Origin of the sequence: Micropruina sp., from assembly GCF_047607385.1 — a bacterium.
Classification (GTDB): domain Bacteria; phylum Actinomycetota; class Actinomycetes; order Propionibacteriales; family Propionibacteriaceae; genus Micropruina.
On record NZ_JASGDE010000103.1, the window covers coordinates 1 to 7,392 of the forward strand.

Sequence of the window (7,392 nt, forward strand, 5' to 3'; positions counted from 1 at the left end):
ACCGCCGAGCCGCCCCCGCCGGCAGCGCCTCAGCCGCCGCTCACCCTGGTTCGGCCGGCCGGCTCCCGGGCGCCGGGCAGCGTCCCCCGGGCCGGTGACGGGGTGTCCTTCGCCAGCATGTTCGCCGGTTTCGCCGACCAGTACCCGGCGCTGGAGACCGGCGCCGACAGCGTCCAGCGGCAGACCGTGGACCAGGCGCCACCGTCCAGCGAACCGGAGCCCGCTGAGTCGGTGCCCGCCGGCCCGGGGTCTGCTGAGGCGACGTCGACCTCGGCGGCGGTCGTGGTCGCCGGTGCAACCAGCGGGGGCAACGTGGACGAACTGGCCCGGCGGTTGTACGAACCGCTGGCCGCCCGGCTGCGCGAGGAACTCTGGCTCGACCGGGAACGTGCCGGATGGCTGACCGAGATGACAGGAGGGTGAGCGCCGTGGCGGACAACAAGGATCCGGCCGTCAGCGTCTGCTTCAGCGTGACGATCGACGACAACGAGATCGGGGCCTTCAACAGCTGCGAAGGGCTCGGGCTCGAGGTGGTCGTCGAGCAGCGGGAAGAGGGCGGCAACAACGGCTTCGTCTGGCAGCTGCCGACCCGGGTGAAATACAGCAACGTCAAGCTGAGCCGCCCGGTCTGCCGGGACAGCGCCAAGCTGACCGCCTGGCTGTGCAGCTTCGCCTCCGGGGTGCGCCGGCAGACCGCCACCATCACCGCGATGACCGGCGACCGCGAAGTGGTCGCGGTCTGGGCCCTGGACGGCGTCATCCCGGTGCGCTGGAGCGGCCCGAGCCTGAACCCGGACAGCCCGAAGGTCGCCATGGAGACCGTCGAACTGGCCCATCACGGCTTCCTGCCCAAGGGCGCCGGCGGCGCCTGAGCAACGGAGGAGCGACACCATGCCCGGACAGTCCATCGCGCTGCAGACCTCGGCCGCCATGGCCGACGTCGGCCAGCCCGGCGACAAGACCTCCGGCGGCGTCGCGGTCAAGGGCCGGCCGCGGATGAACAAGGCGCAGCTGACCGTCTACAACCCGGCCAACGGCGGCTCGGTGGGCGCCATGCGGGGCGTCGTCCCGTTCCAGTTCAACCCCAAAGAGGTCACCATCAGCAAGGCGGCCAAGTGGGAGCGGAAGCCGGCCAAGGGCGCCAAGACCGCCGGACCGCCCGAGTTCAACGGGTCGGAGCCCGCCAAACTCACCCTGGAGATGTTCTTCGACGCCACCGCCGCCCAGGACGGCTCGGTGGTCAAGGCCGTCGAGCTGCTGATGTCCTGCCTGGTGCCCACCCCGGAGAGCGTCGCCCAGAAGAAGCCGTCGCCGCCCCTGGTCGTGCTGCACTGGGGATCGACCGCCAGCTTTCCCGCCTTCGTCACCTCGGTGAGCGCCAAGCTCACCCTGTTCAGCGCGGACGGCACCCCGATCCGGGCGGCCTGCGCCGTCCAGCTGGAAGAGATGCCGGGGGAGGAGTTCCGCAAGCAGAACCCGACCTCGGGCAGCTACGACGTCCGCCGGGTGCACCGGACGGTGGCCGGCGACACCCTGGCCTCGGTGGCCTTCGCCGAGTACGGCGATCCGGCGGCCTGGCGGGCGCTGGCCGACTTCAACGCCGTCGACGATCCGCTGCGGGTGCCGGCCGGAACCGTCCTGCTGCTGCCCAGCCCCGAAGAGCTGGCCCAGACCCGGGGGCCCAGATGAGCAGCATCACCAGCACCTGCCTGGTCGAACTGGACGGCAAGCCGCTGCCCGCCGAGGTGGTGCCGCTGCTGACGGCCGCCTACGTCGACGACAGCCAGGAGCTCCCGGACGCCTTCGTGCTGCGGTTCCGCGACCCCAACCGGCAGGTGCTCGGCCAGCTCGGGGTGCGGGTCGGGTCGCCGGCCAAGGTCAGCGTCCAGGTGGCCGACGACGCCCAGCCGGCGGTGCTGATCCAGGGCGAGGTCACCGCGCTGGAAGCCGAATTCGACCAGACCGGCACCTTCACCGTGATCCGCGGCTACGACCAGCTGCACCGCTTCTTCCGGGGACGGGTGACGGCCAGCTACCTGCAGGCGACGGCGTCCGACATCGCCACCGCGATCGCCCAGCGGGCCGGCCTGCGGATCGGTGAGGTGGCCGCCACCAGCACCGTCTACGACCACTACGGCCAGACCGGCCAGACCGACTGGGAAGTGCTGTCGGCGCTGGCCAGGGCCAACAACCTGGAGGTCTCGGTGCGCGACGGGGTGTTCGGCTTCACCCGTCCGGTGGACGCCAGCGCGGCCCCGGCCGCCGGCGGCACCGCCCAGAACGAGCCCCTGGTGCTCACCCCCGGCAAGGACCTGCTCCGGTTCCGGGCGATCCTCACCTCGTCCGGCCAGGTGGACACCGTCGAGGTCCGCGGCTGGGACGTGGCCACCAAACAGGCCCTGAAGGCCAGCAAGCCGGCCGCCACCCAGCGGATCGAACTGCCCGTCACCCCGGCCCAGCTCGCCCAGGCCTTCGGCGGACCCGCGCACGTCGCCAGTGACGTCCCCTACCGCACCCAGGCCGAGGTGGACGAGGCGGTCCGGGTGCTCGCCGACGAACTGGCCAGCTCGTTCGCCGAGTTCGAGGGGACGGCGCGGGGGCGTCCCGAACTGCGGGCCGGTGCGGCCATCTCCATCGACGGGCTGGGCACGCCGTTCGACGGCAAATACACCATCACCACCTCCCGGCACCGCTTCGATCCCCAGACCGGCTACACCACCGCGTTCGCGGTCACCGGACGCCGGGACCGCACCCTGCTCGGCCTCACCGCGGCGGGTAGCCGCCGGGCGCCGGCCGGCACCAGCATCGGACAGGTCTCCGACGTCAACGACCCGCAGCACGCCGGACGGGTCCGGCTCACCTTCCCGTGGCTGTCGGACGACTACGTCAGCGACTGGGCGCGCACCGTCCAGGCCGGCGCCGGCAAGGACCGCGGCACCGAGATCCTGCCCGAGGTCGGCGACGAGGTGCTGGTCGTCTTCGAGCAGGGCGACGTCAACCGTCCGGTGGTGGTCGGCGGGCTGTTCAACGGCATCGACACCATGGCGCGCGGCCCGGTCGACCTGGTCGACGGCGGCACTGGTCAGGTGAACCGGCGCTCGCTCACCTCCCGCAACGGCCACCGCCTCGACCTGATGGACGCCTCCGGCAACGAGGGCATCCGGGCCACCACCAGCGGCGACAAGCTGACCCTGGTGATGGACCACGGCGGGGCCACCATCACCGTGCACGCCGACGGCAAGGTGAAGATCGAGGGCACCCAGGGCATCACCATCGACTCCGCGAACGCCGACCTCGACCTCAAGGGCAACAAGATCTCGCTGGCCGCCTCGTCCGGGGTCAGCGTCGACGGCGGGGGCGGCACGGTGGACGTCAAGGCCGGCGCGGCGCTGAACCTGACCGGGGTCAGCGCGAAGCTCGAAGGCAGCGGCACCACCGAGGTGAAGGGAGGCTCGCTGTGCACCATCCAGGCCGGGCTGATCAAGCTCAACTGACCACGGCGCGGCGCCGCCGAGAGGGGTGGTCCTGATGCCCGCGGCCGCCCGGGTCGGCGACGCCACCGGTCACCCCGGGGTGATCGGCCCGCCGGGGGTGCCCACGGTGCTGATCGCCGGGATGCCGGCCGCCACGGTGGGCACGCCGCACATCTGCAGCTTCCCGCCGCCGGCGGTCCACCCGCCGACCGCGATCGCCCCGCCCGGCTGCCCGACGGTGCTGATCGGCGGCATGCCGGCGGCCCGGATGGGCGACCTGGCCATCTGCGGCGCCCCGATCGTCGCCGGCGCCCCGACCGTGCTGATCGGAGGCTGACCATGTCCACGACACAGACGGGGATCGACTTCATCGGTGCCGGCTGGAACTACCCGCTGGGCACCGACGCCACCGGCGGCATCGCGCTGGTCACCCGGGAACGGGAGATCGAGCAGGCGATCCGGCTGATCCTCGGCACCGCCGTCGGCGAGCGTCCGATGCGGCCCGAGTTCGGCTGCCGGATCCACGACCACGTCTTCAACACCCCGTCCTCGGCGACGGCCGGGCAGATCGGCTACGACGTCCGCCAGGCCCTGGACCGCTGGGAGCCCCGGGTCGACGTCCTGGACGTGGCGGTCGGCTTCGACGCCATGGAGTCCGGGGTGCTGTACATCGACATCCGGTACTCGATCCGCGGCCTCAACGACCCCCGGAACCTGGTCTTCCCCTTCTACGTCATTCCCGCGCAACCGGAGAACGGAGGTGCCTGATGCTGCCTGCGCCGAACCTCGACGACCGGGGCTTTCAGGATCTGGTGGACGATGCCAAGCGGCTGGTCCAGCAGCGCTGTCCGACCTGGACCGATCACAACGTCTCCGATCCCGGGGTGACCCTGATCGAGGCCGTCGCCCAGATGGTCGACCAGCTGATCTACCGGCTCAACCGGGTACCCGACCGGAACTACATCAAATTCCTGGAGTTGATCGGGGTCGAATTGCGGCCGCCCGCCGCGGCCCGCGGCTCGGCCACCTTCTGGCTGGCCGCGCCCCAGCCGCAGCCGGTGGTGGTGCGGGCCGAGAGCCGGGTCGCCACGCCGCGCACCGACGTCTCCGACCCGGTCACCTTCAGCACGGTGAGCGAGCTGACCATCGTGCCCTGCTCCTTCGCTCGGGCCGGCATCCAGCCGGCGAAGGGCACCGCCACCGACACCACCGCCGCCGTCGGCCGGGGCGGGTTCCCGGCGTTCAGCCAGCAGCCGGCGGTCGGCGACGCGCTGCTGATCGGGCTCTCGGACGCCGTCCCGTCCTGCGCGGTGCTGCTCCGCTTCGACTGCACCGTGTCCGGACGCGGGGTCGACCCCCGGAACCCGCCGCTGGTCTGGGAGGCCTGGACCGACGACGGCTGGGCAGCCTGCGACCTGGGTTCCGACGACACCGGCGGGCTGAACAAGCCCGGTGACGTGATCCTGCACGTGCCGGACGGGCACCGGGCCTCGGTGATCACCCGGGAGCGTGCCGGCTGGCTGCGCTGCCGGCTGGTGGCGGCCCTGCCCGGCCAGCCGAGCTACGTCGAGTCGCCCACCATCCTGGGCGTCCAGGCCCACACCGTCGGCGGCACCGCGCCCACCATCCACGCCGAGGTGGTGCACCACGAGGTGATCGGACGCTCCGACGGCACCTCGGCGCAGCGGTTCGCGCTGCAACGGCGTCCGGTGGTCGCCTCGGAGACGCCGCTGACCCTGGCCGTGCAGACCGGGGACAGCGTCCAGCAATGGACCGAGGTCGCACACTTCGCCCAGTCCGGTCCCGACGACCGGCACTTCCGGATCGACGCCTTCGCCGGCGAACTCGAATTCGGCCCGGCACTGCGGACCGCGGACGGTGCGCTGCGCCGCTACGGCGACCTGCCGCCGGCCGGTGCGGTGCTCCGGCTGGACTCCTACCGGACCGGCGGGGGACAGGCCGGCAATGTGGCCCGCGGCCAGGTGCGGGTGCTCAAGACGAGCATCCCGTACGTATCCCGGGTGGAGAACCGGGAGCCCGCGATCGGCGGCGCCGACGCCGAGACGCTGGCGGACGCCAAGGCGCGCGGCCCGCTGCTGCTCCGCTCCCGGGGACGCGCGGTGACCGTCGCCGACTTCGAGGAACTGGCCCGCGACGCGGCGCCGGACGCGGCCCGGGTCGCCTGCGTCCCGGAGAGCGGGGTGGTGGGCGGCGTGCGGCTGCTGGTGGTGCCGCACGTGGCCGGCGACGACCTGGGCCGGATCGAACGGACCGACCTCGACCCGCCCTGGCAGATCCTGGAGCGGATCTCGCAGAGCCTCGACGAACGCCGGCTGGTCGGCACCCGGCTGCTGGTCCAGCCTCCCGACTACGTCTGGCTGACCGCCGTCGTGCAGCTCAGCGCGCGTCCCCGGTTCGACCCGGGCGAGCTGCGCGCCGAGGTGCTGCGCGCCCTGTACCGGCTGTACGACCCGCTGTGCGGGGGGCCGGACGGCACCGGCTGGCCGTTCGGGCGGGCCGTCCAGGCGCACGAGGTGCACGCCACCCTGGCCCGGATCCCCGGCGTCGACATGGCGCGCGAGGTCAACGTCGCGCTGTACCCGGCGGAGGCCGACACCGGCACCCGGGGCGCCGCGGTGACCCGGCTGGACCTGCCTCCGACCGCGCTGGTCTACTCCTTCGACCACCAGGTGCGGGTGGTGGCCTGATGCGCGGCACGGTCCCGGCCCTGGCCAGCCCCCACCCGCTGGCCGCGACACTGCCCACGATGCTGCGGGAGGACCCGTTCACCCGCGACCTGTGCGCGAGCTTCGACGAGCTGCTCGCGCCGGTGATCCTGGACCTGGACGCCTTCGTCGCCCACCTCGACCCCGCCACCGCCCCCGACGACATGCTGGTCTGGCTGGCCCAGTGGCTCGGCCTGGGCGTCGATCCGGACGTCGACCCGGCACCGCAGCGCGCCGAACTGCTGGTCGCGGGCTCGGTGAACGCCGGACGGGGCACGGCCGCCAGCATCCAGCTCGCCGTCGAGAGCGTGTTCGGGGTGCCGGTCGAGGTCGTCGAATCCGGCGGCGCCCGCTGGTCGCCGACCTCCGGGGGCGCCCTGCCCGGGCAGCCGCAGCCCGGCATCACGGTCACGCTGCGACCGCCGGACGGCGTCCTCCTCGACGCCGCCCGGCTGGATGCGGTGATCCGTTCGGTGACGCCGGCGCACATTCCGCCTACCGTGGTGGTGCAGTCGTGAGCCTCGGCGGCCGCGGCGGAGAGGCCCGGGCATGACATATCGAGTGGGCGTCGATCTCGGCACCAGCACGCTGGTGGCCGCCGTCCGACGCACGGACGCCGCGGCCGAGTTGGTGCAACTGGGCAGCGGCCGGCCGGAGCTGTGGGTCGAGGAGGTGCGCGATCCCGGCTGGAGTGCCGAGCAGGCGACGGCGGCACTGCTCACCCTGGCCCGGGACCGGGCGGCCGCCCTGGTCGGCGGGCCGGCGGAGGAACTGGTGCTGGCGGTCCCCGGCTGGTGGGGGGACGCCGAGCGGGCCTCGTTCGACGCCGCCGTGGAACTCGCCGAACTCCCCGCGGTGCGGCGGATCGACCAGGCCGAGGCGGCGGCGCTCGGCTACGCGGCGCGGGTGCACGTCCCGGACGGGGCGCGGATCGCGGTCATCGATCTCGGCGCCGGGTCGTGCGCCGCGACGGTGCTGCAACGCGGCCCGGACGGTTTCACCGTGCTGGCCGGTACGGGTGCCGCACACCCCTGCGGCAACGACTTCGACGAGGCGGTCTCCAGGCTCGTGGTCGGCGGACTGGGCAGCCGCGCCGGCGGGATCGCCGGGGGATCGGAGGCCGCCGCTGTCCGGCGGGCCTGTCGGACGGCGCGCGAGGCGGCGTCCGCCGCGCCGCGGGTCGAGGTGGCGCT

8 protein-coding genes and 1 pseudogene are annotated in these 7,392 nt (G+C 73.3%); all 9 read left to right on the forward strand.

The genetic code is table 11. The annotated features are described in order from the left end of the window. Positions 1 to 423, forward strand: a pseudogene (locus QM582_RS09295) (hypothetical protein); the annotation flags it as partial. Beyond that, positions 420 to 872 (forward strand): phage tail protein, encoded by a 453-nt coding sequence (locus QM582_RS09300; RefSeq protein WP_415083783.1) that lies wholly within the window; start codon positions 420 to 422, stop codon positions 870 to 872. The pseudogene QM582_RS09295 and the gene QM582_RS09300, both read left to right, overlap by 4 nt. Before the next feature lie 19 nt (positions 873 to 891). Beyond that, complete coding sequence (locus QM582_RS09305) at positions 892 to 1,689, forward strand: peptidase M23 (RefSeq protein WP_415083785.1); 798 nt, start codon at positions 892 to 894, stop codon at positions 1,687 to 1,689. After that, complete coding sequence (locus QM582_RS09310) at positions 1,686 to 3,494, forward strand: VgrG-related protein (protein ID WP_415083786.1); 1,809 nt, start codon at positions 1,686 to 1,688, stop codon at positions 3,492 to 3,494. The genes QM582_RS09305 and QM582_RS09310 overlap by 4 nt, the downstream gene beginning before the upstream one ends. A 34-nt stretch (positions 3,495 to 3,528) precedes the next feature. After that, positions 3,529 to 3,810, forward strand: a complete 282-nt coding sequence (locus tag QM582_RS09315; protein ID WP_415083788.1) for a PAAR domain-containing protein — start codon at positions 3,529 to 3,531, stop codon at positions 3,808 to 3,810. A gap of 2 nt (positions 3,811 to 3,812) precedes the next feature. Continuing rightward, on the forward strand, positions 3,813 to 4,241 hold the full coding sequence (locus QM582_RS09320; RefSeq protein ID WP_415083790.1) for a GPW/gp25 family protein: 429 nt from the start codon (positions 3,813 to 3,815) through the stop codon (positions 4,239 to 4,241). Then, positions 4,241 to 6,181 carry a putative baseplate assembly protein gene (locus QM582_RS09325; protein WP_415083791.1) on the forward strand — a complete coding sequence of 647 codons (1,941 nt, stop codon included), beginning with the start codon at positions 4,241 to 4,243 and terminating at the stop codon, positions 6,179 to 6,181. The genes QM582_RS09320 and QM582_RS09325 overlap by 1 nt, the downstream gene beginning before the upstream one ends. Then, complete coding sequence (locus tag QM582_RS09330) at positions 6,181 to 6,717, forward strand: phage tail protein (RefSeq protein WP_415083793.1); 537 nt, start codon at positions 6,181 to 6,183, stop codon at positions 6,715 to 6,717. Before QM582_RS09325 ends, QM582_RS09330 begins: the two co-directional genes overlap by 1 nt. A gap of 31 nt (positions 6,718 to 6,748) precedes the next feature. Next, positions 6,749 to 7,392 (forward strand): Hsp70 family protein (locus QM582_RS09335; protein WP_415083794.1); only part of this gene is annotated, 644 nt, incomplete at its 3' end.